General features: G+C 45.7%; 22 protein-coding genes and 1 pseudogene. 11 read left to right on the top strand and 12 right to left on the bottom strand.

Features of this window, described 5'->3' with window-relative positions:
- Positions 1-31: 31 nt before the first annotated feature.
- Complete coding sequence (thiS, locus tag D0A34_19420; GenBank protein UNU20756.1) at positions 32-244, top strand: thiamine biosynthesis protein ThiS; 213 nt, start codon at positions 32-34, stop codon at positions 242-244.
- Positions 245-556: 312 nt separating this feature from the next.
- Here the strand turns inward: thiS and D0A34_19415 are convergent, their stop codons facing one another.
- Positions 557-856 carry a 50S ribosomal protein L27 gene (locus D0A34_19415; protein ID UNU20755.1) on the bottom strand — a complete coding sequence of 100 codons (300 nt, stop codon included), beginning with the start codon at positions 854-856 and terminating at the stop codon, positions 557-559.
- 27 nt (positions 857-883) lie between these two features.
- Complete coding sequence (gene rplU, locus D0A34_19410) at positions 884-1,276, bottom strand: 50S ribosomal protein L21 (protein UNU20754.1); 393 nt, start codon at positions 1,274-1,276, stop codon at positions 884-886.
- Positions 1,277-1,666: 390 nt separating this feature from the next.
- Here rplU and D0A34_19405 point away from each other — a divergent pair, with 390 nt between their 5' ends.
- A complete protein-coding gene (locus D0A34_19405) occupies positions 1,667-4,714 on the top strand; it encodes a hypothetical protein (protein ID UNU20753.1) in 3,048 nt (1,015 codons plus the stop codon).
- Between the two features lie 171 nt (positions 4,715-4,885).
- Here the strand turns inward: D0A34_19405 and D0A34_19400 are convergent, their stop codons facing one another.
- The 3 genes from D0A34_19400 to D0A34_19390 all read right to left on the bottom strand — a co-directional run bounded on the left by D0A34_19400 (position 4,886) and on the right by D0A34_19390 (position 7,032).
- Complete coding sequence (locus tag D0A34_19400) at positions 4,886-5,101, bottom strand: hypothetical protein (GenBank protein UNU20752.1); 216 nt, start codon at positions 5,099-5,101, stop codon at positions 4,886-4,888.
- Between the two features lie 324 nt (positions 5,102-5,425).
- Positions 5,426-5,935, bottom strand: a complete 510-nt coding sequence (locus D0A34_19395; protein ID UNU20751.1) for a DUF3122 domain-containing protein — start codon at positions 5,933-5,935, stop codon at positions 5,426-5,428.
- 110 nt (positions 5,936-6,045) lie between these two features.
- Positions 6,046-7,032, bottom strand: a complete 987-nt coding sequence (locus tag D0A34_19390; GenBank protein UNU20750.1) for a hypothetical protein — start codon at positions 7,030-7,032, stop codon at positions 6,046-6,048.
- Positions 7,033-8,276: 1,244 nt separating this feature from the next.
- Between D0A34_19390 and D0A34_19385 the strand changes: the two are divergent.
- Positions 8,277-9,086, top strand: a pseudogene (locus D0A34_19385) (hypothetical protein).
- Between the two features lie 16 nt (positions 9,087-9,102).
- Here D0A34_19385 and D0A34_19380 read toward each other — a convergent pair.
- The gene (locus D0A34_19380) at positions 9,103-9,474 is read right to left on the bottom strand and encodes a cytochrome C6 (protein UNU20749.1); all 372 of its coding nucleotides are present in this window, start codon (positions 9,472-9,474) and stop codon (positions 9,103-9,105) included.
- A 74-nt stretch (positions 9,475-9,548) separates the two neighbouring features.
- Positions 9,549-11,036 (bottom strand): glycerol kinase, encoded by a 1,488-nt coding sequence (gene glpK, locus D0A34_19375; protein UNU20748.1) that lies wholly within the window; start codon positions 11,034-11,036, stop codon positions 9,549-9,551.
- Between the two features lie 98 nt (positions 11,037-11,134).
- On the opposite strand from glpK, the gene D0A34_19370 reads away from it, so the two are divergent.
- The gene (locus D0A34_19370; GenBank protein UNU20747.1) at positions 11,135-11,719 is read left to right on the top strand and encodes a DUF99 family protein; all 585 of its coding nucleotides are present in this window, start codon (positions 11,135-11,137) and stop codon (positions 11,717-11,719) included.
- 131 nt (positions 11,720-11,850) lie between these two features.
- Here D0A34_19370 and D0A34_19365 read toward each other — a convergent pair whose 3' ends face one another.
- Complete coding sequence (locus D0A34_19365; protein UNU20746.1) at positions 11,851-13,053, bottom strand: hypothetical protein; 1,203 nt, start codon at positions 13,051-13,053, stop codon at positions 11,851-11,853.
- 11 nt (positions 13,054-13,064) lie between these two features.
- Positions 13,065-13,370, bottom strand: a complete 306-nt coding sequence (locus D0A34_19360) for a hypothetical protein (protein UNU20745.1) — start codon at positions 13,368-13,370, stop codon at positions 13,065-13,067.
- A gap of 518 nt (positions 13,371-13,888) precedes the next feature.
- Between D0A34_19360 and D0A34_19355 the strand changes: the two genes are divergently transcribed.
- The 3 genes from D0A34_19355 (at position 13,889) to D0A34_19345 (ending at position 15,505) form a co-directional block, all read left to right on the top strand.
- Positions 13,889-14,374 carry an allophycocyanin gene (locus tag D0A34_19355; protein ID UNU20744.1) on the top strand — a complete coding sequence of 162 codons (486 nt, stop codon included), beginning with the start codon at positions 13,889-13,891 and terminating at the stop codon, positions 14,372-14,374.
- A gap of 176 nt (positions 14,375-14,550) precedes the next feature.
- Positions 14,551-15,036, top strand: coding sequence for an allophycocyanin subunit beta (gene apcB / locus D0A34_19350; protein UNU20743.1), 486 nt, complete (start codon positions 14,551-14,553; stop codon positions 15,034-15,036).
- 265 nt (positions 15,037-15,301) lie between these two features.
- A complete protein-coding gene (locus D0A34_19345; protein ID UNU20742.1) occupies positions 15,302-15,505 on the top strand; it encodes a photosystem I reaction center subunit XII in 204 nt (67 codons plus the stop codon).
- 206 nt (positions 15,506-15,711) lie between these two features.
- Here D0A34_19345 and D0A34_19340 read toward each other — a convergent pair whose 3' ends face one another.
- Positions 15,712-19,884, bottom strand: a complete 4,173-nt coding sequence (locus tag D0A34_19340; GenBank protein UNU20741.1) for a methyltransferase domain-containing protein — start codon at positions 19,882-19,884, stop codon at positions 15,712-15,714.
- A 218-nt stretch (positions 19,885-20,102) separates the two neighbouring features.
- On the opposite strand from D0A34_19340, the gene D0A34_19335 reads away from it, so the two are divergent.
- Positions 20,103-21,323 carry an FtsW/RodA/SpoVE family cell cycle protein gene (locus tag D0A34_19335; protein ID UNU20740.1) on the top strand — a complete coding sequence of 407 codons (1,221 nt, stop codon included), beginning with the start codon at positions 20,103-20,105 and terminating at the stop codon, positions 21,321-21,323.
- Positions 21,324-21,495: 172 nt separating this feature from the next.
- Here the strand turns inward: D0A34_19335 and D0A34_19330 are convergent, their stop codons facing one another.
- Both D0A34_19330 and D0A34_19325 read right to left on the bottom strand, forming a co-directional pair.
- The gene (locus D0A34_19330; protein ID UNU20739.1) at positions 21,496-21,714 is read right to left on the bottom strand and encodes a hypothetical protein; all 219 of its coding nucleotides are present in this window, start codon (positions 21,712-21,714) and stop codon (positions 21,496-21,498) included.
- A gap of 76 nt (positions 21,715-21,790) precedes the next feature.
- Positions 21,791-22,444 carry a Crp/Fnr family transcriptional regulator gene (locus tag D0A34_19325; protein UNU20738.1) on the bottom strand — a complete coding sequence of 218 codons (654 nt, stop codon included), beginning with the start codon at positions 22,442-22,444 and terminating at the stop codon, positions 21,791-21,793.
- A gap of 424 nt (positions 22,445-22,868) precedes the next feature.
- On the opposite strand from D0A34_19325, the gene hslO reads away from it, so the two are divergent.
- The 3 genes from hslO to D0A34_19310 are packed head-to-tail and all read left to right on the top strand — an operon-like array spanning position 22,869 to position 26,074.
- Complete coding sequence (gene hslO / locus D0A34_19320; GenBank protein UNU20737.1) at positions 22,869-23,768, top strand: Hsp33 family molecular chaperone HslO; 900 nt, start codon at positions 22,869-22,871, stop codon at positions 23,766-23,768.
- Positions 23,769-23,792: 24 nt separating this feature from the next.
- Positions 23,793-24,017: a hypothetical protein gene (locus D0A34_19315; GenBank protein UNU20736.1), complete on the top strand. Its 225-nt coding sequence runs from the start codon at positions 23,793-23,795 to the stop codon at positions 24,015-24,017.
- Positions 24,014-26,074: a hypothetical protein gene (locus tag D0A34_19310; GenBank protein ID UNU20735.1), complete on the top strand. Its 2,061-nt coding sequence runs from the start codon at positions 24,014-24,016 to the stop codon at positions 26,072-26,074. Before D0A34_19315 ends, D0A34_19310 begins: the two co-directional genes overlap by 4 nt.
- Positions 26,075-26,096: the final 22 nt, after the last annotated feature.

Here is a 26,096-nt window from a genome sequence, read left to right as displayed (position 1 = left end):
AAAACCCGCCCTGATAACTGATATTTTACTTATGATAAATCAAATTGCGCTGCAAGTTAACGGAGAAACCCGCAATTGTGCGATCGACACACCGTTACCAGAATTACTAAAACAATTGGGATTAAACCCCCGCTTGGTGGCTGTGGAGTACAACGGGGAAATTCTGCACAAACAATTTTGGGAAACTACACAGATGCAAGAGGGCGACATATTAGAAATTGTCACAATTGTCGGAGGAGGCTAGGCAATTTTTAGGAGTAATGTCAAATCCGTTAGCATCGGAATGGTAAATTCGAGTTCACTGTTGACGGTTGACGGTTGACGGTTGACAGTGAACAGTCAACCCTCAACCGTCAACATCATTCCGGTGTAACCGGAAATGATATAAAAACGAGAGTTTTTCCTGCTTCTCTGGTTCTTCGTAAGCACCCACAGTGCTTTCTCCGGCGAAACAAATTGCAAAAAGCTCTGCCTCCTGTAACTTTCTAATAACATAGAAAATCAGGAGGCATAGCCTCTAGATATGCGTTCCCAGGCCGAGCCTAGGAACGAGGAACTAAACTGCGACAGCTTCAGCCACTGGTTCAGCCACAGGTGCTGCTACAACAGGATAAATGCTGACTTTCTTGCGAGTTTTGCCTTTTCTTTCAAAAGTCACCACACCGTCAATCATGGCAAACAGAGTATCATCTCTGCCGATACCAACATTGTTACCGGGGTGAAATTTGGTGCCGCGCTGACGGATCAAAATGTTGCCTGCTCGGACAACTTGACCGCCGTACTTTTTGACACCCAGACGCTGGGAATTAGAGTCGCGTCCGTTACGTGTACTGCCTGTACCTTTCTTGTGGGCCATAATATCCTCAACTGTATTTACTATTTTTTATTCTGAATCAGTTTCGGCGGTTTGGGGGGTTTCCACAACTGCTGCAGTTAAGTCTCTGGCCGCCAAGACTGTACCGTTCACGCTAATCGAGTCAATCATGAAGCGAGTTGTTTCTTGACGGTGCCCTTTTTTCTTCCGAGTTTTCTTTTTCCGCTGCATCTTGTAGACGAGGACTTTGCGGCCCCGGAAATGCCGGAGAACCGTTCCTTCTACAGTGGCATTTTCTAGTAGAGGCTGGCCGATATGAACCTCGCCTTCGTGCTGGATCAGAAATACTTTGTCTATGGTGACTTTGGATTCAGCTTCAACGTGAAGCAGTTCGATGTCGTAGAAGCGGCCTGGTTCTACCCGAAATTGTTTGCCGCCGGTTTCAATGATTGCGTAAGTCATGGGATGGTGGTTGAAATTGCCGTACAGGTAGCTGATGAGTCATTGGTCATTGGTCGTTGTGGACTTTTGACTGCTGACTGCTCTCCAGCTTTTGGAATGTCTTAACCTGATCCGAGCCGGATTTAGACAGACAATCTACTATTATTGCGGATTTTTGTAGTTTTGTCAAGGTAAAAGACACTTAATCTTTTCTAATTGTTAGTTTGAAAACCGATCCAAACCCAAAAAACCCGGTTTTTTGCCGTTAATGCGGGCTGTAACGCGTCTTCTCAGGAAAAAACCCCGTTTCTGACCACCCTTGCGTAAGTCCGATTTTATTTCTTTACGGATGCTTACAGAGTTAAATGTAAATTTTCTCACATTCTCTCTTCTGAAAGGTGGCAGGTAAAAATGGCAAAGCGCATCTGGAAATTCTTAAATACTGATATCAAAGAACTGTGTTCCGCCGAAGCAGCGGAGGGAATCGGAGAAGCTGGGAAAACAGCCGCAGAATTGGCAAAAATGTTCAAAGAACAAGAGCTGGACAATAGCAACTTGCTGCTAGAGGTTTTGAACTCTCCCTTAGCTCAAGTTGTGGGAACTGGATTGCCATTTATCGGGATTGCGGCGAAAATGCTGGCGTTTTTTATCGAAAAAACTCAACAGCAGCCGACTTTAGCTGAGTGCATTTCCCTCGTCAGTCAGGCGGCTTATCTGGAAAGTTTTAAGGAGGTTATTGGACCAGATGAGAGTCTGTTAAATCGCATGGGGCAAACTCCGGTTTCCGATAAAGTTAAGCAGTTGCTTAAAAAATTGGCAGATTTAGAAGTTAACGATAAAGCAGCCAAAGAAACTGTTATTTGCTTCCGCGATTCGATGTTAGCCACGGAATTTAACCGAGTGCTGTCAGAGCGGCTGCAACAAGCCGGACTGAAGGCCGATGAAGCTCAAATTTTGACAAAGAGAGTTGCTGCTAATACTCACCGCTATTTGATCGAAGCTTGGGCAGTTTCCGGCGATTCCATGAAACATCTTGGACAGCCTTCTATCACCGAATGGCGGGAGGAACAGCAGAAATATCAAAGCATTGACAACTACCTGCAAAAACTGATAGCCTCTCTACCCCTAGAACCCGTATTTGCAGAAAATTTCTCATTCAAGGATATCTACGTCCCTCTGAAGGCAAAGGCAATTGATAAAAATGGTGCTGTTAATAAGCGTGTCGCAGCATTTGATTTAGAAAGTTGGGCAAAAAACTTGCTTGCAGATGAAAACAAACAAAATCTGGTGATGTTCGTCGAAGCTGGACCCGGACGCGGCAAGAGCGTTTTTTGTCGGATGTTTGCTGACTGGGTGCGGCAACATTTGCATCCAGTTTGGACGCCCGTGTTAATTCGACTGCGAGATATTCCCACATTGCAAAAGAGTTTTCGAGAGACGCTAAAAGATGCAGTTACTGCGGGTTTTGCTAGCGATGACGGCTGGTTGATGGATCGAAACACACGATATTTGTTTTTCTTGGATGGCTTTGACGAGTTGGTGATGGAGGGGAGAAGTAGCGGCGGTTTAGAGCAATTTCTCAAGCAAGTAGGACAATTTCAGCGGGACTGCGAGCAGAATTCGGAAATGAGACACCGGGTTTTGATTACTGGCCGAACTTTAGCTTTGCAAGGGATTGAAAGGCAAATGCCAGATAACCTGGAGCGAGTCAAAATTGAGGTGATGGATAACCGACTACAGCAACAGTGGTTAAGCAAGTGGAAAGCCCAATTTGGTGCGGCAAAAACCTCAGCTTTTAAGCATTTTTTGCAACATCAAAGCTGTCCACAAAATGTAAAATCAGAACTGTCGCGAGAACCGCTATTGCTTTATCTCTTAGCGGCGATGCACCGGGACGAAACCTTGAAAATTGAGGATTTTCAAGGAACTAACAGCACTCAAGCAAAAATTTTGATTTACAACAAAACTGTGAAGTGGGTACTCACGGAACAGCGGTCTGAAAAGCTCAATCGCGATTTGACAGAATTGGAAACAGAGGATTTGCGGCGCATCCTTACAGAAGCCGCGTTGTGCGTGGTGCAGTCGGGAGGGGAATGCGCTCCTGTAGCGATGATTGAAAAACGATTGAAAGCACATGACTCAGCTAAAGAATTTCTTGAGGAAGCACAAAAACGGATTGATGATCCTCTGAGAAATGCTTTGGCGGTTTTTTATCTTCAGCAAGGCAGCAAAGAAGGTTCTGTGGAGTTTGTACACAAGAGTTTTGGTGAATTTCTGTGTGCGGAACGATTGAAACAAAGTCTGGAAGAGTGGACGGAACCAGGAAACAAACGTAGAGGATTTAATATTCAAGACTCTCAGATGGACGGGGAGATTTATGATTTGTTGGGTTATGGGCCGCTGACGCGAGAAATTGTGGAATATTTGATGGGGTTGTTAACAACTCCGGCTGTTGCAGGGGAAGAAAGTTTGTTTCGCCCTGTGGAGTTATTCCAGCGTCTGGAGGGTTTTTATGTGCGGTGGTGCGAGGGGGAATTTATTGATGCGCCGCCGGAAAATTTGCCTCAAAAGAAGATGCGCCTACTGCGAGAGCAATTGAGAACCTCAACCTTGGGACAGCGACAAATAGATATTTATGCTGGTTTGAATGCGATGATTTTGCTGTTGGAGTTGCACCGTTACGGTCAGGAGACACCTGAATTCAAAGACAAAATAATGTTTTATCCTTGCGGGAAACCTAATGCTGAAGGTAAACTTGACGATCCCAGTCGGTTGTTGCGTCTCATAGGTTATAGCTGGTGTGTTGGGGGTTCTGGCTTTCGCCAAACAGTTGGGAGCTTCCTCAGTGGCGCAAACCTCAGTGGCGCAAACCTCTGCCACGCAAACCTCAGCCGCGCAGACCTCAACGGCGCAGAACTCAGCGATGCATACCTCATTGACGCAGACCTCAGCGGCGCAGAACTCAGCGGCGCAAACCTCAGCGACGCAAACCTCAGCGGCGCAAACCTCAGCGGCGCAAACCTCAGCGGCGCAAACCTCAGCGGCGCAAAGCTTTTCGGCGCAAACCTCAGCGGCGTAAACCTCAGCGGCGCAAACCTCAGCGACGCAAACCTCAGCGGCGCATACCTCAGCGACGCATACCTCAGTGGCGCAGACCTCAGTGGCGCAAACCTCAGCGACGCAGACCTCAGCGACGCAGACCTCAGCGACGCAAACCTCAGCGACGCAAACCTCAGCGGCGCATACCTCAGCGGCGCATACCTCAGCGGCGCAAAGCTTTTCGGTGCAAACCTCAGCGGCGCAGACCTCAGCGGCGCAGACCTCAGCGGCGCATACCTCGGTGATCGCACTTTTGGCGATGTCGAAGGGGATGAAAATACAAACTGGGAGAAGGTTCGAGGTTTGGATACAGCCGTTAATGTTCCAGAAGCGTTAAGGCGACAGCTAGGAATGCAGTAGAAACCTTTTTCCAGGCTGGGCGTATCATTTTTATGAACAGGCGACGCCGGCCTGTTCCACAAAGAGTGAATTTTCTTGTGGGGTCGGCTCTCCTAGTCCGCGCCCGAAAGGCCGATCGACATACGAAGGTCGATCGACCTTATTTTATCCAAAAGGTCGATCGAACTGGCTTCAAGCCGTCGCAGAACATTTGCGCGATCGTAACAATTCCAAAGCTTGCTGTTTCACCCTACCTTCCATCACCTCTTTTTGCAAAGTAATAAAAGCCTCAAAATCTTCTAAACCGTACTTAGTCATCTGCAACTGCTGTCGCAACAGTTCTTCGGCCTCAACCGTTAAGTAACCTGTTGCCAAAGCTTTTCGGACAATTTTACTGATTAAAGTCATAGTAGATTTACCCTGAATACACCTACGTTAAAACACTGAAGTTTTGTCACCCGACTAACTCAGCTTTTAGTTTGTTTCATAATTACCCCTCAAATAGGTTAAATCTACCTTAAGGTCTATGTAAATAAAGTTGTTTTTGATACATCCCTGAAAGTTTAGCGCTTTTAAATGTAGAACTCGATTAAATTGGTAGATTTGGTTTTTGTCAGACGAGATTATCCTTCCCCTACGTTAAATCTATCTTAAGGCATATTTTAACATAGCGATTTGTGACATGGGAAATTGTATGGATTTTAAATGTAGAGTGCGATTAAATTGGTATTTTTAGTTTCTGTCTAACAACAACCGCCATTCTCTGACAGCAAAGGGAGGAACCAGCAATTCTGTTTCTTTTTGATTTTTCACGGGCAAATTCAACAGCAAAGGTCGATTACTTTCTAATTGTGTAATTATTGATTTGAAATCGTATTCTCCGACATTAATTGGCAAACCCGAATCGTTCCAAATATCATTAGCATTGCCAATTTCGCGCTTGCCCGCAGCAACTTTCAGCGGAACCGGGTGCTGCAATTCTGTTCCGGGAAATCCTACTAATCTCAGATTTAAAGACTTTACTACTCCCGACTTGACTCGCTTGTACAAAACAACTTGCCATGCTTTGTCATCTGTATCACGCAGGCTTTGTACGGATCGGAACATTACTGTCTCGGCAGTTTCTGGATATTTGTGAATCGAGGCGAAAGCGGGCGGGTTGACAGCTAAGATTAGTGACAAGCACAAGCTAATTACAGTTAAAGCCTTGAAAAGGGAAGGTTTTGTACTGAGATTGTTCATAGGATGACCAAAATATCGCTTGTTACCCAAAAGTTTAATAGATAAAAAAGTAGGGTACGTCGCACGCACCCTACTACTCATTTTAAACCTAGATGAATCTAACTGCCTGCTTAGGCGGGAAGAGCATAAAAAGCAACCCCCTCATCCCGGAAATCTGACCTCTGCTGTACGAGTCGCCGCTGGTTTGGGTCGGCGGTGAAAAAGTGTGTAATATTTTGCGGATTTTCCCGTTCCCTCGCCAGGTTGGTAAAACGAAAGACGGGTATCGCACCCGAAACTGCCGTGTTATATGAATTGAAAGCCTCCCCCTCAGCACGGAACTGGGGTAAATTGTCGCGAATAAACTGTATGTCAGTAGGTTTATTCGTATAGAAATAGGTTCCTGATGCCGTATTGAAGAAGCGTTGAACCTTTGCGTTACCGTTGGCTGGAGCGATAAATTCATCGCCTTCACTCTGGTAACGAAAAGGGTTGTTTAGTCGGTCATTTTTCTCTGTCGGGTCTGTGGTATAAAAATGCCCTCCAGCCACCATGTCAAAGAAACGCCGGACGGGAAGATTGCCTGTTAGAGGGTCGCCACTACCGCCTCCGATGATGTTGCCTTGTGCATCTAAAGTCGCACCTGTTACGGGGTCTTTCAAGGCGACATTGCCACTGGGAGTTGAAACCTCTAATGTGAAAGGCTGAGGAAGTTGTGTTACCGTATCATAGCTAGTCACGCGGACTACATAGTCCACACCAGGCACACTTCTAAGCGGGTTAGAAGCACCATTGAAGTATTCGGTCTCGATACCCGGTATTTCTGAGTCTAGTACGCTGTTGCCGCTGCCGCTATCATCATCCTGAGCAACAAGAAGACCCGTATCAGCGACATTCGCACCCCTGCTGCCTTTGGGTACCTGAAAGACTTGCACATAAGGGTCGAAGTCAGTGTTCAGATCTTTAAAAAGCTCGATTGATATTGGCTGATTAACTAACTCTACCTCTAAGAGGTAATCTTTAGCGCGAGTTGTTATACCAGGAGGATCGAACGGTACGGGAGTTGGGATATTCTTGTCAGTTGCAGTTAGCCGATTTGTCAGTTGAATTGATGCCATTTAAGCTGTCCTCTTAACTTTTCTGGTAGTAGGTGCTATAAAATCCTGCTCTCTACATTTATAAAATACTCAAGATCGATAAGCCACCTAACGGCTATTAGTAGTTTTATTAGGTATTTTTCTGAAACCTACACCAAATTAAAATTATCGGTTTTAATTTAATTAAGAATACTTAGCGGGAATTAAACAAAATTTATCTTTAAAATATTGAATGAGATCCTAAAAATGCCATTCTACCGTTTGTATGGGGGCTTGCGGAAAGCCTGAAACTTTGATTATATAGTTAGCGCTTGAAAACGATCCTAATTGTTATTATAAAATTAGTCCGCCTATCTACTCAATTTCGTATATTATACAGAAAGTTTCGGTATAGCTCGTAGTTATACCTATGAGGTAGCTACCACAGAATTACTTTGTCTATGCGTAAGTCCTGTGGGAGTATAATGGTAAGCTGCGATCGCTAAGTAATACCATTTCTCCAAAATCCTACAATAATCGAGTTGACGGGGTGTTTACTTATTATGAATCTACATGACACACAGCGAAATAAACCTTTACAAATACCAGCACAGAAGTTTATAGAAGCTGAGGCTGGATGGAATCTCCCACAGTTATATGCAGACTTGACAGCGGCGAAGCAAGAATATGCCACCAGTAGAAAGCAGCGACTCACCCCTTTAGAAAAAACGTACTTGCGAGGATTGCTTTGCAATTATAGTCCGTCGGAAATTGCCGTCGAACTCCATCGTGAATGCACGGGTATTAGAGTAGATTTATCAAGAGGGCTGTATCGCTACATAGAAGTTTTGACGCTGCAACACCCCAAAGACTGGAAAGAAATCCCAAGTATGCTAGAAAGATGTGGTTATAAACAAAAGAGTAGCGGAGAAACATTGCATTCTACATTGATAAATTCTGCCCAAGCTCCCCAATCTCCCATCGAAAATCCAACTGAATGGGGGCTGGGGGTAGATACGTCTATTTTCTACGGGCGTACAACAGAACTTGGTAACTTAAGGCAATGGATTTTACAGGAAAACTCTCGCTTAGTTGCTATATTGGGTATGGGTGGCATTGGCAAAACTGCTTTAGCCTCTAAGCTAATAAATATGATTAAATACCAGTTTGAGTGCGGGATTTGGCTCAACCTCAGTCATGCACCTCTCTTGGCATATACTCTGGTAAATTTAATCGAATGTTTATCCGATCAACCGCTAAGCGATTTAGAGAAATTGCGGTTAGTTATCCACTCTAAAAAAAACTTTTTTCAAGCGCCGCTTGAATTTTTCCGGGACAGTCTAATTGCTTCCACAAATGCAATATAACCGACAATCATCGCTGAGGCTATCCAGCGCCTGATTCACTGTTTACAAAAGCATCGATGCTTGATAATTTTAGATGGGTGGGAAGCTGTTTTCAGCGCTGGGCAGTTAACAGGAAACTATCGAAAAGGGTATGAAGCATATGGGGAACTTCTGAAACAATTAGGAGAATTGCAGCATCAAAGTTGCTTAGTGTTGACTAGCTGTGAAAAACCTAAAGAAATTGCAGCGTTAGAAGGTGAAAATCAATCTGTACGGTCATTAAAATTGGGTAGTTTGGGACAAGCGGCAGTGGAAATATTTAAAAATAAGGGTTTGTCTGAAGAAGGTCAATACTCAGAATTAATAGAAGCTTACAGTGGCAATCCTTTAGCGTTAAAAATAGTAACAACAACTATTAATGATATGTTTGGCGGAAGCATTGCTAACTTTTTAAGAAATGGGCCGTTGCTGGGAGATTATAGCGATACGTTTTCTCGGCAGTTTCATCGCTTATCAGCATTAGAAATTCAGTTAGTACACAGTATGACGAAAGAAGTCAAGCCTGTTGGGTGTGAAAATTTGTACTCAAATATTCAGCAAGATCGGGATTCAGAATTGCTGAAGGCGCTGGAATCGCTTTTAAGGCGATCGCTAATTGAAACAGTCCAAGCCGAAAGTGAAACTCTGTTCGCGCTTCAACCTGCGGTAAAGAAATATCTGATGTCTGTGGCAAGATTGCCTAAGCTATAAATAATCTACCAAGGTTCTATTTCCAATCGGTTTCGGCTTGGGATAGCACGTAAGCTGAAACATCGATAATTTGTTGTTCAGATAAACGATCTTTGTAAGCGGGCATAATACCTTTGCCGTTGATTACTAAGTTGGAAATGTTGGCGATGGAATCCATACCGTATTTTTTTAAAGCTTTTTGTTTCAAGTTTTTGCCGCGCCTGATAATGTTGCTGCCGTTGATGTGACAGCCTGCACAGTTGGCGCTGAAGACTTCGGCTGCCGTTGTGGGATTTGTAGCTGTATCTGCGAGGGCGATTTGGGAATTAGTGGCGATTTCTACAAATGCCAGTGTCAGTATCAATAGAAAGGCGGTGAGAATTTTTTTTAAGTTCTTTAGCGAAATCATTTATTTGAAATTTGAAAAATAGTGCTGAATTTAATGATATCACTAAATACGCATTTTGGGGTTAACTCAGCCATTCATTCTTCCCAATCGAATGTGCGGGAAACTGCTTTTTTCCAAAAGCGATATTTTTGTTCGCGAAGTGCGATCGGCATTTTTGGTTCCCAAGTACAATCCACAGCCCAATTGTCCCGCAATTCGGCTAGCTGACTCCAAAAACCCACCGCCAAACCGGCCGCATAAGCAGCACCGAGTGCAGTAGTTTCTGCTACCACAGGTCGCACCACAGGCACTCCCAAAACATCACTCTGAAACTGCATCAGCGTGTGATTTCCCACCATTCCTCCGTCTACTTTTAAAGACAAAAGCTGCACACCCGAATCCTGATTCATCGCATCCAATACTTCTCGCGTTTGCCAGGCTGTAGCTTCCAATACTGCGCGGGCAATGTGTGCCTTAGTCGCGTAGCGAGTTAAACCTGCAATTACTCCCCGGGCACTGTCTTTCCAATAGGGCGCGTAGAGTCCAGAAAAAGCCGGGACAACGTAAACTCCGCCACTGTCTTCGACTGTATTTGCTAATGTTTCTACTTCCGCAGATGTGTTGATGATGCCCAAATTGTCCCGCAGCCACTGCACTAGAGCTCCGGCGATCGCAATACTGCCTTCCAAAGCATACACAGCGGGCGATTCCCCCATCTGGTAGGCGACTGTTGTCAGCAACCCGTTTTTTGAAGGGACGATCGCCTCACCAGTATTCAGCAGCATAAAACAGCCCGTACCGTAAGTATTTTTTGCCTCCCCGGGACTGAAACAAGTTTGCCCGACGAGAGCGGCCTGCTGATCGCCCAAAGCAGCAGCAATTGGAACACCTGCAAGCAATCCTTTTGCAGTTCCAAAAACTTGACTCGAAGGGCGAATTTCTGGCAGCATCTGGCGGGGAATTGCCATTATTTCCAAAGTTTCGGCATCCCAATCGAGGGTTTGCAAATCCATCAGCATCGTGCGGCTGGCGTTGGTAACATCGGTAATGTGCGCGCCGCCAGTCAGGTGCCAAATCAGAAAAGTATCCACATTGCCAAAAATAGCATCTCCTTGATTTGCAGCTTCCCGCAATCCTGGAATATTGTCCAGCATCCACTTAATTTTCGGCCCGCTGAAATAAGTAGCCAGCGGCAAACCGCATCGTTTTTGAAATCGATCTTTGCCCTCAACTTCAGCTAATTGATCGCAAATAAAGCGAGTGCGGGTATCTTGCCAAACAATCGCATTGCCGTAAGGCTTGCCAGTTTTTCTGTCCCAAACAATTGCAGTTTCGCGCTGGTTCGTAATACCGAGGGCAGCAATATCTTTCGGGTCGATATTGCCGATTTCGAGGGCATTTTTAATCACGCTTTGGGTGCGGTGCCAAATTTCCTCGGGATTGTGCTCAACCCATCCTGGTTGGGGATAGATTTGCTGGTGTTCTTGTTGGTTGCTGCATATTATCTGTCCCAGGCGATCGAATATGATAAATCTGGTACTGGTGGTTCCTTGGTCGATCGCTGCTACGTATTTTTTTGCCAATTGTCTAAAACCTTTTTAGTAATGAGCTATTTAAGGTATATGATACTATGTAAAACACAACCTAATCTCAAAAACTTTAGCTTAGGGAACTCCATAAGTTGAAACTGGCAGATTTGCTGAGGCTCGATCGCACAATTAAGGTTATTGGCTTTGACGACGCTCCGTTTTCTCGCACAAGCGGCAGTCTAGTGTCGATCGCGGGCATAGTCTGCGGGGGAACTCGATTTGAAGGAATGGTGTGGGGACAAGTTTTCCCAGACGGATTAGATGCCACGGATGCTATTTCTGGGCTACTCCTCGGAGGCAAATTTCTGCCGCAATTGCATCTGGTTTTGCTAGACGGAATTGCTTTCGGCGGCTTCAATATTATTGACCTTCCCGAGTTAGCATCGCGGCTGCAAATTCCTTGCGTTGCTGTCATGCGCCGCCAACCAGATTTAGCTGCTGTTGAAAAAGCGCTCCGCCATTTACCCGACTCGGAATACCGTTTAGAATTGTTGCGTCGCGCCGGGAAAATTCACGCTTTTGAACCTTTCTTTTTTCAAGTGTGCGGCGAACAACCCGAAGTAATTGCGCTGGTCCTTCAGCGTTTGACAGACACTGGGAAAGTTCCTGAAGCTTTGCGTTTGGCTCATTTGATTGGTGCGGCGGTAATTACTGGAGTTAGCGGCAGTTCTGCTTGAATTATTATTAAGAACGGGCAAGATGCCCGTTCCACAAAGAGTAAATTTTCTGGTGGGGTGGGCATCTTGCCCGCCCATGAAAGGCTTATTGTAAATGATGTTATTTGATAAGTTTGTACCTACCTACTTACTTACACAATTTCGCCGTCAATTTCACCGAATTCGATTTGAGTTCCCAACGCCAAAGTCAGGGTAGTTTCAGGTTCTACCATTTTTATATCGCCTTGTATGTCTGTAGCCCACCAAGCGCGATCGCACAAATTGGTCAATCCTAACGAAAGCTCGTTTCTCGATCGAGAAGTGACTATAGCTACAAGACCGTTAGAGGCTGCGGCTGTTAAACTCGGTATGTCAGAGTTGAATAGTTGAGTTCCCGCACTCAGAGGAATAACTCGACTGCCTAATTTCAGAGAAAGTTGGCTGCTGGTAAAAGAATTTACTGCGGGCTGATCAGATATAAAGGTAGGCGGAATATTTGCTGGTGTTGGGGCTGGCAAGTCAGAGTTTCCTACTGTAATTGTACAGTTGCCGATTTTCTTTTGGTCGCCCGATCGCAAATAACTCACCGCCCCGCTATCAAGATTCTCGCAAACAATTTGACCTGCTTCCAATTGAAACCGCATCGCCAAGGGCGAAACATTAGGAATGCAGATAATCGACAAATTTTCATCACTGCCAAAAGTGATCGGTTCCGAACCCAGAGTGAGAGTGCGATTTGCTCCGGTATCGTAACTAATTACCAGCCAAGCTTTGTTGAACAAAGTTTCGGCTACAACTAGCATAATTCCAATCCAAAAACCGATCGCAGCACAGCCAGCTAAGCGGCCCGCGGTACCGGATAAATTGTAAGCAAACAGAATAAACAAACAGCCGCCCAAAACTCCTCCAACACCGCCGCCTCCCAGGCCGCGAAGCGCTCCCAAATTAGGAATCCGCTGTGCAAGTCCAAGTCCTAACAAACTGCCAGCTATTCCCCAGCAAATTACTCGCAATAATTCGTTGTCTCCGTCGCCAATTCCGCTGTAAATACCTTCGGCGATCGCCCCAGAAATGGCTCCTGCTATTAAACCAAACAATCCGCCATTTTTTAAAGCCTGTGTAATTTGAGGCTTGCCTTTGATATAGTAATAATAGCCGAACATAATAGCAGTAGCAATTCCACCGCCTACCAATCCAAACCAGCGAGCTGTGGACAATACACTGTCAAAAACAGATTCCGAACCAGTGAGCCCCTGCATGAAAGGTTCGGTGATTAGATTGCCGGCGAAACCGCCGACAGCACCGCTAATGCCAAACTGTAAAGCTTTTTTAAGGGCTGAGAGATTTCTTTTCACGGCGCACCAGATTAAAAGTGAGAGTCAAATCTAGCTACAAGAAAGAAAGTCACGATTTCCGATGATATGAATATCTTGCACCACGATCGAGAACAGGCAAGATGCCTGTTCCACAAAGAGTGAGTTTTCTTGTGGGGAATAGGGGTTGGGCCCCAGAGCCCGCCCGTCCAAGACTTATTGAGAATGGTGCAAGATGTGAGACGATCGCACATCTCCCCTGTCTCCCCGCTGTCTCCCCCATCTCCCGCTTCCCTCCCTCTCAGGGCCAAGCCTTTGAACCTCGCGCCCTCGCCCGTCCCCACTCTCTCGCGAGGCATAGATCGCCTGCAACCCTTGCTGCGAGGTAATTTTAAATACTTTTTTTCGGTGAAATTTTAATTTCTCAGACCCAAGCGAGGGCCCAAATATGAAAAGGAATGTTACAAACTATTACAGTAACACTCAGAATGTGAACATAATGCCTCAAAATACTTGCGAGAGGTAGTTGTGTTAGAGAAGCAATATCCTTACTAACTGCCCGACAGTCACTCGATCGCCACTAAGTGGCCTGCTGCAATCTCGATCGTAAATTAAAGATCGCATCAGTCATTTGTGGTATTGTAAGCGACAGGCTTAGTGCGAGCACTCACAACCGCACCGGCGTGAAGAACGAGCGCCGTTAAGCACCGAAGGCAGTCACCCGCCAACAACTTCAACAGTTGCTGAGTGTGGAAAGTCCAGCCTTCCCGGTCAAAGCTCCTGCCTGAGCAGGAAAGATACGGGACGCAAGCCCCCGCCTTCGCTAGCCCAGCGCAGAGCAGTTCATATAGCAAAATATCCAGCGGGTACACACAAGATGAGTATCGTCACCAAATCAATCGTCAACGCAGACGCCGAAGCTCGCTACTTGAGCCCAGGTGAATTAGATCGGATCAAGAGCTTCGTCACCTCTGGTGAACGCCGCGTCCGCATCGCCCAAATTTTGAGCGAATCCCGCGAACGCATCGTCAAGCAAGCAGGCGACCAACTTTTCCAAAAGCGCCCTGATATTGTTTCTCCCGGCGGCAACGCTTACGGCGAAGAAATGACCGCAACTTGCTTGCGCGACATGGATTACTACCTGCGTTTGATCACCTACGGAATCGTAGCTGGCGACATTACTCCGATCGAAGAAATCGGTATTGTCGGCGTCCGCGAAATGTACAAATCTCTCGGCACCCCGATTGAAGGCGTCGCCGAAGGCATTCGCGCTATGAAAAGTGCAGCAAGTTCGCTGCTGTCTGGAGAAGACGCTTCCGAAGCTTCCTCTTACTTCGACTACGTTATCGGTGCGATGCAGTAAGGAATTTCGATTTTAGGTTTTCGATTTTAGATTAAAAAATTGGGGGTTGCCGGCAACAAGTTAAAAGCTTTTGCAAATAACCAGCCAGTTAAAAATCTCAAATCCCAAATCCCAAATTCCAAATTCTAGCTCCAAAATTGGACTGACTCAGCCACTTTCTAGGAAACAAGACAACCATGCAAGACGCAATTACCGCCGTTATCAATTCCTCTGACGTTCAAGGTAAGTACCTCGACATCAGCGCTCTAGACAAGCTCAAGAACTACTTTGCTTCTGGCGAACTGCGCGTCCGCGCCGCTACAGCCATCAGCGCCAATGCAGCCACAATTGTCAAAGAAGCAGTTGCTAAGTCTCTGTTGTACTCTGACGTAACTCGTCCCGGCGGCAATATGTACACCACTCGTCGTTATGCAGCTTGCATCCGCGACTTGGACTACTACCTCCGCTACGCCACCTACGCTATGTTGGCTGGCGACCCTTCCATCCTCGATGAGCGCGTGCTCAACGGTTTGAAAGAAACCTACAACTCCTTGGGCGTGCCCATCGGTTCTACCGTACAAGCAATCCAAGCAATGAAAGAAGTCACCGCTGGTTTGGTCGGTTCTGACGCTGGTAAAGAAATGGGCGTCTATTTCGACTACATCTGCTCTGGCTTGAGCTAAGACTCAGGAAGAAGGAAGAAGGAAGAAGGAAGAAGGAAGAAGAAATAACACTTATTTCTTGCCTCTTTTAACTTTTAACTTTGGACTTGTTACCTTTGGCTTTGAAAAGAGGTCAGGGAAGTTGAGAGTGATTGCTAGACCGTCAAAGGCTTGTCGAGAAAGCCCGACGAGTTTTAACGAGCTAGTTTTGACTCGTAACTCCCTGCCTTCAATCTTTAAAAAATCCATCTAAAAATCTGTAAACCTACTCAGGAGTTAGTTTCCCATGAGAATGTTTAAGGTGACTGCTTGCGTCCCCAGTCAAACTCGCATCCGCACTCAGCGCGAATTGCAAAATACCTATTTTACTAAGCTCGTTCCCTACGACAACTGGTTCCGGGAACAGCAAAGAATTATGAAAATGGGCGGCAGAATTATTAAAGTGCAACTGGCTACCGGTAAGCCCGGAGCTAATACAGGTTTACTTTAAGAGCCGAAGCTGGATTAGTAGAGGGGTAAGAGGTCGCGATGACCTCTTTTTTGTTGTTATAGCAGAAGAAAGAATGAAAAAGGGAAATTAAATAAAATTAATGGTTTTAGAAATTGAAAACGTCCTAATCACTTTGGCGGTTGCTATAAATCTTTAGGCTTTTTTCCTCTCCATTTTTCTGCTTATTGTGAATAAGTTAGGTTAATTTACTCGGATTTGATGGCTCTGATATGCCAGAATTTCCAATTTTCATGTGAATCAATGATTCTAAAACCTAGTCTCTCAATCAAGCTGAGGAATTCTTGCAGATTTTTGAAATGTGAAGTTACTTCGTAAATCCAAAGCTGTCCATCGAGTTTAAGAGTACGGGCTGCTTCTCGGATGTAATCAGCACTGTTTAAGCCCATGAGCGATAAATTAAACATGGCAACGTCTAAACAGCTATCTTCCAAGGGGACTTGAGCTACATCGCATTCGATGACATTATCATTGATGGCAATGAAATCATAGTTGTGAAATGTGTGTTTATCGGCTAAGGCTTTAGAAATCAGTGCTTCACCACAACCAAAATCCCCTACAACTAGACCAGAGCGCTTTTGAAGCCATTTAATAGATTCTTGATAGGGAAGAACAGACCATGTTTTTCTGGCTTCTTGATAGAGTGTGTGGTATTGCATCCACTCTTCGGGATTATTCTGTAAGCGTTCATAGTTGGTGTGACTATAGCTAGTATTCCAACGAGCATTCATGCGGCTAAAGTCACCATAGTTAATATTACGGCGCTGAACATCGGCGGGATCTGCGTCTGAAAGAGGGACAAAGATTCTGGGGCGAACGATTGGCTTTTGCTCACCAGTTTTTAAGCGTTCTAGCCATTGGCGTAGATCGCGGAATGCTTGAGATTCTGTTCGCAGTTGTCCATCAGGCATCACACCATCAACGGCAGCATCGGCAACTGTCTGTTTGTTTTGCAGTCTCGCTAATCGCCCTTCATCCCAACTCCAATGTTCGCCGTCATCTAAACCATAGGTAACGGGCATAAGAATTGTGAGCGTATCATGGACTTGACCTTGACGATTTAACCGCCCTTCTAGCTGCTCAAGTTCGGCACTTGTCCAAGGTGGAATATTCAAAATCAGCCGATCGCACACTTTTTGAAATCCATCAACACCTGTAGCCATTGCACTGCTAGCAATTAGAACATCGATTGAGCCGTTAATAAAATCGTTGCGTCCACTTTTATCGCCACCCATATGAAAACCTACTGTCCATCCTGCGCCTTTAATTGCTGCTGTTAGCTGATCGACTATGCCCTCAACGTAATGAGTGTAAACAATAGTTTTTGGGCGAAGTTCATTCAGAATCGCTGGAATCCTTGCACTGGTGAGAATCTGTTCCATTTTGATGATGGAAGTCCCCTCTTCCCGAATCTTGTCAACTAGGTGAGTACAGTCAACGGGAATTGTGAATTTATTGATTTTAATTTTGGGCTTGACTTTAGAACGGATGCCCACAGTTGCAAATGCTTGATGCAGACGCATACAGTTGTTGAGTGTGGCTTTTTCGCCAAGATCCTTACGTTCAACGCCTGTCACTAATTCAACCAAGCTTTTACCTTCTTTGAGATTGTTGATCACAGGTGTTGCGCTCATGCCAAGCACATGAAGATTAGGATTTTTCTCGGTTGCATTGGTGATTAGCGCGAGAACCATCTGCCGACGTTTGGATGGATCGTCATTGCGGTGTTTGCAGCGATGAATCTCGTCAACAATAATTAGATCAATTTGATAGCGGTCTAGTAGTTGCCGAATATCAGCAGGGGTTGAGGGCTGCTGAAACATTTCATGGTTCAAAATAATGTAATGATGTCCACTCTCAATATCGATCCAATGAGGGTTAAACTTTTTGGTTGTCACGAGACTATCTGGAAATACTTCTTTGATTTCTGTATGCCAGTTGGGAATCGTGTCTAGTGGACAAATAATAATGGTGAGATGAGCGTCAATAATTCGACTGCTGAGAATCCCGCCAATGGTTTTACCCGTTCCAGTTAAGGAGAGGTTTAACATTCGCTGTTGATTGCGAAGCCTCACCGCTGATAGCTTTTGCATTAAGTTTGGCGGTGTAATTTTGCCATTGATGCGAAATCCCCAGCCTGTGGGAATCTGCATATTCTGGGCTTGGGTATATTCATCGAGAAACTGATCTCGCACCTGACGACCATAACCTTCTTCAGTAAAAGCTTCTACGCTTTCAACGGCAGATTCATCTTCAAATACTTCTGCCCAAATTCGATTACGTCTAGAAGCGATAAAGAAATCAATAGCTTCTTTATCGGCTGACGCAACTATTTGACTGTTCAAAAATTCTAGACTTTTCTGGACTTTGATTCTTGGTAGTTCACTAGGTTCTTCACTTTGTACTGAAGAGTCACTGCTAGTTTCAAAACCTTGAGTTGTTTGAGATGAATTCGCAGCATCAACAACTTGCAATTCATCATCAGCTTTGAGATTATCATCTGAGTTGCTGTCAGCACCAGAGGTTTTGACTTCTTTACCCTGAATCAAATCTCGTAGTTTTTGCCCTGAGAGTTTGCCCTTGATAATGTCTTTAACAATTTTGAGACCTTCAGCATTTTGCGTACCTAAAGCACCTGATTGCTCAAATATTTTATACAATTCAGCTTGAGTTAGGTTGGGGATGTATCCTTCTAAACTTGCTACAAATTGACGAATTGCTTCCAGACTCCAACCAAAACAACGAGCGCATCCACTATTTCCACGACTCCAAGCAGATTTAGTAATAACACCTATCCTAGTTTTCCATTCATATCCATCAATAGGACATTTAAACCATATTTCTTTTTGAGAGCCTTTAGTTACCTTGTCAGGAGATAGACCTAATGCATTATTTTTCTCGTAGTCCCAATACTGGCTAACATAATCAGGATACAGAGAAATTAATGATGTGGTTTTAGTGGCAATGAATCCTCTACAAGCTGGACAACCGCTATTTCCTTTTTTCCAACATGATTTAATTTGAGAAAGAGATGATACCCATTCATGTCCATCAATAGGACATTTAAACCAAGCTTCTTTTCCCGAGCCAGTTGTGAGCTTCATAGGATCTATTTTTAGCTCATCATTTGCTTTATAAAACCAATAGTTAGCAATCTCATCAGGAAATTCAAGAGCTATCGGTTCTCTACGGCTCCATTCACCTCGTTTACGCTCAGCAGTGCCATTACAAACTCGGCAACCAGTATTATCCTTTGACCACTGCTGCTTTACTGTCGAAACAATGCTTGATTGCCACACATTGCCATCATGGGGACATTTAAACCATGCTCTCTTATTGCTGCTGAGAGTTGTTTCTGATGGGTTAAGACCTAGCCGATCATTTTTCTCGTAGTCCCAATACTTGGAAATCAGTTCAGAATACTCTTCAATTAGAGTCGGCTGTTTCTCGGGTTTTTTCTTTTTCCCAGCACATTTAGGACATCCACTAGACCCTCTCTGCCAACTTGTACTAATATCGTTTGGTTTTTTCTGCCATGAATGTCCATCAATTGGGCATTTAAACCAAGGAGATAGACTTCCTGTTCCTGTACCCACATCTGCAGGACTGAGGTCTCCGTTTTTTTCATAGTCCCACAATTCAGCAACACGTTCTGGATAGACTACAATTAAGCTTTTACCTAGCTGTTCTTGTCTCTTTTTCTCTTTTTGAGCTTGTTCTTGAGTTTCAGCTTCTGCCTGTTGTTTTTGTTTTTTTTCTATTAAATAATCCCGAAAGGCACGATTTTTTGATAGAATTTGACCCACTCTCTGTTTACTTATCTTATACTGAGTTCCAATATGTTGATAGGAGAAGCCTTGTTTGTATAGTTCGAGCATTGCATTACTCTCTGCTTCTTTTTTTTGTTCTATTTCTATCAAATAATTACGAAAGTCACGATTATTTGATAGAAGTTGACGCACTCTGTTTTGACTTATCTTATACTGAGTTCCAATATCTTGATAGGAGAAGCCTTGTTTGTATAGTTCGAGCATTGCATTACTCTCTGCTTCCCTCTTACTTTTTAATTCCTCATAAAGCTTTTGATCCCTCTCTTGTACATATTCTGCTAGTTTTTTTCCTAGGTGATTAAGGTGTATTTCATTGTTTTGCTTTTCAGTTAAACCTATCTCCTCAAGAGTCCTAAGATCTCTAAATATTTTTGTTCTGAGGTAATTTGGGGCATGAGTAACTAAAATTTCAGGTATATCGGACAGTATCCATACTCCCTTATCGATTCGTAGTGGATACTCACCCATTACCTTAAGAAGGTAAATCTCTCTCTCACTCAGTTTTTCTAACAAGAGGTGAATATCTGACATATTGCACTTGTATTACGAACGCTAATGGACAGTTTAACTTGTCTGAAAAAAATGTGCTAACATCTAAGCTAGATTATTCACCAATCGGTGAAATCCTTATTGTAGCTACACCTCAAAAAACAGTCTGTTTTTTTGACACATTACCAGATTTGTTGCTCAGGATGACATAATTTCGTTACATTGCGTAAGTCCTATTCTTCCTTCTTCTATAAAATCCTATGGCTGCTGACATTCGACGCTTCATTCCCTTTTTTGACCCCAGCGCGTCTCAATGGGCCGCTGAGGCCCGGTGGCTGAGGTGGCTGACTTTTCTGTGGCTGTTTGTAGGGCTGACAGCATTGTTTTCGGCTTCCTATCCCATTGCAAATTATGAATTTGGAGACGGCCTTTATTATTTTAAACGACAGCTAATCGCAGTGGCGATCGGGCTGGCCGGCTTTAACTTGATGGTGTACTCCCCACTGCGCTACATCATGAAAACATCTCAGTTAGGCGTTTTATTGCTGCTGGGATTGCTCTGGTTGACCTTAGTTCCGGGAGTGGGAACCACAATCAACGGGGCGACCCGCTGGATATCTCTGGGCCCGGTTCCGATTATTCAACCTTCTGAGTTGATCAAGCCGTTTTTTGTTCTCCAAAGCGCCCGCATTTTCGGCAACTGGTCCCGGTTGACGAATAAAGTTCGCTTAACTTGGCTGTTAATTTTCGGTGCAATGCTGTTGGGAATTTTGTTGCAGCCGAATTTAAGTACCACGGCTTTGTGCGGGATGACTTTGTGGTTGGTGGCTTTGGCTGCGGGCTTGCCTTACTTGCAGTTGGGCGCAACGGCTATGGGGGGAATGCTTTTAGCCGTTTTAAGTATTAGTTTTAGGGAATACCAGCGTCGCCGGATTATGTCTTTCCTCAATCCTTGGGCTGATCCGATGCAAGACGGCTATCAGTTGATTCAAAGTCTCCTGGCTGTGGGTTCTGGGGGCATTTGGGGTGTGGGTTTGGGGATGTCGCAGCAAAAGCTATTTTATTTGCCGATTCAGTACAGCGATTTTATTTTTGCTGTGTTTGCTGAGGAGTTTGGTTTGGTGGGAGGTTTCTCGCTGTTGCTGATGTTGGCAGCTTACTCTACTGTGGCGTTGAGGGTAGCGATGAAGGCTCGAAATAGTGAGAGTCAGTTGGTGGCGATTGGGGTGATGGTGGTGATGGTGGGACAGTCGCTGCTGAATATTGGGGTGGCGACGGGGGTTTTGCCGACTACGGGTTTGCCGCTGCCGTTTTTTAGTTATGGGGGTTCTTCGATGTTGGCAAGTTTGTTGTTGTCGGGGTTGCTGATTCGGGTGGCGAGGGAGAGTTCTGAGGCTGATGTGGTTTCTTTAAAGGGCCTTCGTGGAAAGCCGGGAAAGCCGAAGTTGCGATCGAACAACGCAACTACACAAACTGAATAATTTGTCAATAGTAAACAAACCCGATTAACTGGTTCCCAGGCTCTGCCTGGGAACCAATCCCCAGAGGCTCTGCCTCGATTCTTGCTGGGGCAAATTGGAGGAGGAGCCTCCCGATCTGCCTGGTAAGGCAGATCCGGGGAACGAGTAATAGCAAATAAAAACTAACGATCGACTATTTCCGCCCGTCACCTTTATTGGGCGGTTCTTCTTGTTGTTCTTGAGGTTTAGCTGTGATGTCAGTTAATTCTTTTTTGTCTGGTTGCGGTGTTTCTTGAGTTGAGTTAGCCATTGAGTTTTCCCCTAAATAGATGCACTGCTTAATTATATCTTTTCCAACTGCAAAGGTATAGCTGTAGATTGGGAGAGGAAGAGCCAGACAAACAATTCTCATGCACAGAGATTTGATAGCTCATACTGGAAGACTTTATGTAAATGCAAAAAAGTGTAAATGCAAATTGCTGTCGGTTCTACACTGCTTGAGGGTTGCAGCCAAACAAATCCGATGTGGACGCAAAAACATCTTTGTTAAGAATTAAATGCCGATCGCCATCTCGACTGATTAACCCTTGCTGCTGCAATTTTCCCAGCATTCGAGTTACTGTTACCCGCGTCGTGCAAATCGCATTAGCAATATCTTGATGTGTCAAGCGGATATTCAAACGAGTTCCCTCAACCACAGGCTGACCGAATTCCTGTTGCAATAATAGCAGTAGCTGATACAAACGGTCATCTACTCGCCGCTGTCCGGCGATCGCTAAAATTGCTTCCATTTGCCGCAGTCGTCGTACCATTTGAGGCAGCAACTCGTGAGCCAATTGAGGAGAAGCTTCGATTTCCACCATAGAATACCACATCAAATAAATATCTGATGTCGCCGTAGCTCGGTAAGTCTGCAAGCTTGTCAACCACAAACCGAAGCACATCGAAGGCCCAACCCAACCCAAAAGTCCTTCTTCCCCGGTTGGATAAAGCGTGCTCAGTTGTGCTAGACCTTGACAGACTCGCCAAAGACCGTGCGACATCATAGGAATGGTTTCCCCCTTAGCATAAAAATGCAAGTTTCGGCTCGCTCCTGTGTTATGCTGGATTTCCGCTAAAAGTGCTTTGGATGTTAATGGCATATCCGTTATTTCCAGCTAAAAAACACTGGTCTGAGACCTACGCCTCTCACTCTAGCCGGCCAAGGTAAAGATTTGGTAATCGTCTGGTTAGCGCCAAGATAAGCTTTAGTTGTTAGTGAGTAGTTGTTAGTCATTAGTCATGAGTTGTTAGTTGTTTTAAAAGGACTGATAACCGGGTAGATAATGGAAAATAAATGCAGTCGTTATTGCGGGCATATTAAATAAATATTTAAGTGGAAGAATCAATCAGCCTATTTGTTAATAAATAGTTAGTCGATCGAGGTTTTATAGAAAACAGAGGCGAGTTCTGAAGTTCGATCGCACTCCCAGGCCCGCCGAGTCAACTGCTGCTATCTTCTGCCACAACCTTCAAGAACTTCTAAAATAGTTCAAGAAGGTATCAAAAGACAAAGTAAGGTTTTTCATGGCCGATCAATTAATTCGCGCTACAGCCGCAGAGGGCGGAATTCGCGCTGTAGCCGTCATTTCCACCCGCCTTACCGAAGAAGCAAGACAGCGGCACAAGCTCTCCTACGTGGCTACAGCGGCCCTCGGGCGCACGATGTCGGCAGGGCTGTTACTTGCCTCCAGCATGAAGCGGCCCGAATCGAGAGTCAACATTCGCATCAAAGGAGATGGGCCGCTGGGCGGGCTTCTGATTGATGCGGGACTCGATGGAACAGTTCGAGGTTATGTGGACAATCCCGAAGTGGAACTGCCACCCAATGCTAAAGGCAAACTCGATGTGGGCGGGGCCATAGGGGACGGTTATTTGTACGTGGTGCGGGACGTTGGATACGGTTTCCCTTACTCAAGTACGGTAGAATTGGTTTCCGGCGAAATTGGCGACGATCTGACTCACTATTTGGCAACCTCGGAGCAGACGCCTTCGGCTCTGGTTTTGGGGGTGTTTGTGGGGGCGGGCGGGGTACAAGCGTCTGGGGGTGTGCTGTTGCAGGTTCTGCCGAAGGCGGCAACGGACGAAAAATTGGTGCAAACTTTAGAATCTAGAGTTGCTGAATTGTCGGGCTTTACGCCACTGCTGCTATCGGGCAAAACGCTGCACCAGATTCTCGAAGAGTTACTGGGAGATATGGGCCTGGAAATTTTCCCGGAAACTCAGATGGTGCGGTTTCACTGCGGCTGTTCGTTCGATCGAGTTTTGGGAGCTTTGAAAATGTTGGGCGAAGCGGAACTCCAAGACATGATTGAAAAAGATGGGGGGGCTGAGGCTACCTGCCATTTCTGCAACGAGGTTTACAAAGCTAACAGCGACCAACTTGCAGAACTGATCGGCGATTTGCGCTCGAAATCCGGTTCTTGAGACAATAATGTGTAATTGGCAATAATGAGTGCGAGTCGGGATGAAGGCCTTGACCAATTGCCAATTACCCATTATCAATTACCTAATCACAAAATTTTGATTTTTGTGGTTTGGCGATCGTCTCTTGTAGTCTTTCGCCTGCTGGAGTATTTAAAAGTGATGAATACATTCTATAGAGCAGTCAATAGCAGCGATCGCTGTTTTGAAATAATTAAGACAGGCTGGTTGTTGTTTGTGGTGAGGATATGAGTCAAGATCGCAAAACACCAGGCCGTTGGTCTGCATCAGAATCCTTGGAGTCAACAAAGGATACTTCGTCGCTGGTGCGGTTACCAGCAAGGAAAAACCGGGCTGAACGACTTAAAGAGCTCCGAGAGCTGGTTACTTCGGGAAAACTGCCGGGAGGGCATTTGGAACTACGGCCGAATTTGTCTGGGGAAAACTCGCAGCCGCCCGGGCCACACAAGTTGTGGCGGAGCTGGTCGAATAAGTGGCAGTTTTGGCTGGCGGTGAGTTTGCTGCTGTCGGTGGGTATGGGGTTTGTGGCAATTGCGTCTTTGCTCAACCTGACCTCGCAGTCGAATTGCTCAAAGATTTTTTGGCCGACGGCTTCTGCTAACGATCGCTTTTTTTGCGCTCAAGAAGCAGCAAGCAAGCGGACGGCAGATGATTTGCTGTTGGCGATCGAATTAGTGAATGCTTTGCCACAAGACCATCCGCTGCGGCCGAGAATTAACGGTCAAATCGCTCGGTGGTCGGAAGATATGCTCAGGCTGGGAAATGCTAGTTTCCAAGAAGGAAAGCTGGAGCAGGCGATTGCGATCGCTCGCAAGGTTCCTCAAAACGTTCCTGCTTACCCGACGGTGGAAAAGCAGATTGAAAAGTGGCAGTCGATATGGAGCGATGCAGAGAAAATTTACCGCACGGCCGAAGACCACTTGCGTAAGGAAGAGTGGACGCTGGCTTTCCGCCAAGCTACTTTGCTTTTGGATTTGGGAAATACTTTCTGGGAATCGACTAAGTACGAGGAATTGACTAAGCTAATTCAGGCGACTCGGACTGAGGGCAATAAGTTGGTCAAAGCCCGGAATACAGCCTCGGAGGGAGGTCTCGACAATCTGGTGACGGGGATTAAGCTGGCTCAGGGAATTGGTCAGAAGAGTTATTTGTATCAAGCTGCCAATAAGGCGATCGCGGAATTTAGCAAGAAAATTCTGGAAATCGCCCAAAAACGCTTGCAGGTGGGGGATTGGGAGCAGGCGATCGCGATCGCTAACAAAATTCCCGACACTGCAAATTTAAGGGAGCAAGTTGAGGATTTTAACCAGTTGGCGAATGCTACTTCTCAGGCTTTGACTGGCTCTGTTGAGGGTTTCTCCAAGGCGATCGAGATTGCTCAAAAGTTGAAGTCCGGCCGCCCTTTATACAAACAAGCTCAAGATTTAGTCGGCCGCTGGCAGCAAGAAAGGGCTGATGTGAAAGTTTTGGATTTGGCAAGCAGGCTGGCGGCGCCGGGTGGGGTAAATGATTTGAGGGCTGCGATCGCGCAATTACAAACAGTCCCGGAATCAAATCCCCGCTCTGAGGAAGCTCGCAGTCAAATTAGCAGCTTGAGTCGTCAAATCGAGCTGCTGGAAGATAGTCCGTATTTGCAAAGAGCGAACGATTTGGCGAGTATGGGCGATCCGAATGCTCTAGAAGCGGCCGTTGCTCAAGCTTCTCGGATTGCTAGAGGTAGGGCGCTTTACGTGGAAGCTCAAACCAAAATTCAAGCTTGGCTTGATAGGAGACAGCGGCTTCAAGACCAGCCGTTTTTGGATAGAGCTCAGCAGCTAGCGGCGGGCGGCAATTTGGCGGGCGCAATTGAGATGGCCCGCCGGATTAGATCGGGACGGGTGCTTTATGAGGAAGCTCGATCGAACATTCGGACTTGGGAGGCTCAATTTCTGGGCGAGCAAGGTTTGCAGAACGCCCGTCAGGCCGCCCGAGCGGGGACTGCGGAGGCTCTGCAAACGGCTATTGCGCTGGCCCTTGAGGTGCCTGAGTCGAGTTCGCTCCGGTGGCAGGCGAGTGAGGCGATTGATGAGTGGAGCCAGCGGATTTTGGCGCTTGGTGTGGAACAGTCGTCGTCGGATCTGGCTGGGGCGATCGCGACTTTGAAAAAAATTCCCTCGGGTACTCGGGCTTTTGAGCAAGCTCGATCGCAAATCCAAGTTTGGGAAGAGTCGCTGAATCTTCCCGATGCTGAATCTCCCCCTCCCGAACCCCCGGAAACTGAGCCACCTAGCAGGTCTCCAAGTCGGTAAATTTGAGGGTTATAAGCTGCTA

This window comes from Microcoleus vaginatus PCC 9802, from assembly GCA_022701275.1.
Classification (GTDB): Bacteria; Cyanobacteriota; Cyanobacteriia; order Cyanobacteriales; family Microcoleaceae; genus Microcoleus; species Microcoleus vaginatus_A.
The sequence above is the reverse complement of the archived record's forward strand: the minus strand, read 5'-3'. Positions and strand labels throughout refer to the sequence as shown.